1 protein-coding gene and 1 pseudogene are annotated in these 834 nt (G+C 38.0%); both read left to right on the forward strand.

Going from position 1 to position 834, the window contains the following annotated elements; genetic code table 11:
- Nucleotides 1–115 (forward strand): annotated as a pseudogene (locus ACFIO5_RS11110) (CAF17-like 4Fe-4S cluster assembly/insertion protein YgfZ); the annotation flags it as partial.
- A gap of 8 nt (nt 116–123) precedes the next feature.
- Nucleotides 124–744, forward strand: coding sequence for an HD domain-containing protein (locus ACFIO5_RS11115; RefSeq protein ID WP_375705437.1), 621 nt, complete (start codon nt 124–126; stop codon nt 742–744).
- Nucleotides 745–834 lie beyond the last annotated feature (90 nt).

An 834-nucleotide genomic window follows, 5' to 3' on the forward strand; every position in this document is an offset into this window, starting at 1 on the left:
TGACCACATCAAAGATGCAATGGATCATAATACTCCCTTTACAGTAAAAGATGTTCCTGTCACTATAAGTATTGCTGAAAATATGAATTTTACTTTCCCTGAAAGCACTGTGTAAACTCACTAATGGCTAAAGCTCAATTATCACAAAATGGAGAAGCGCGCGCTTGGCAAAGAATGCTTTCTGGCCGGCGACTTGATCTTCTAAACCCCTCTCCTTTCGATATCGAAATCGAAGATATTGCTCATGGACTAGCTCGCGTCGCACGTTGGAACGGTCAAACACAAGGAGAATATGCCTATTCTGTTGCACAACATTCACTCTTGGTAGAACAAATATTTCAGAAACTTTTTCCACAATCGCAGAACAATGAATGCCTTTGTGCTCTTCTTCATGATGCACCAGAGTATGTCATCGGTGTTATAATTTCACCCTTTAAAGCTGTTATAGGAAAACAATATGAACTCATTGAAAAACGTATACAAGATGCTATACATATGCGCTTTTCTCTCCCCGTTGCTCCCTCTCAAAAACTCTTAAAAAAAATCAAACAAGCTGATCGCATTGCTGCATTTCATGAATCTATTATTCTTGCCGGATTTAATACAGAAGAAGCCCTTCGCTATTTCGGTCACCCAAATAATATTTCACCCGAAGGACTCAATTTGCAACCATGCTCCACAACGAAAATTGAGAACGCTTTTTTAAAACGTTTTCATGATCTTGATGTTGAAAGATTACATTGATATCGCTTTTGATCGTGTACCTTTTGTCACAACCTAAAACACTCCATAGTATTTTAGCTTCATGATCCGAATCTTTTTATACATGCAAAA

This window comes from Bartonella sp. AA86SXKL (genome assembly GCF_042196885.1).

Excerpts from the sequence above, each read along its gene's own strand:
- ACFIO5_RS11115 (WP_375705437.1), top strand. The coding sequence starts at position 124 with ATGGCTAAAGCTCAATTATCACAAAATGGAGAAGCGCGCGCTTGGCAA.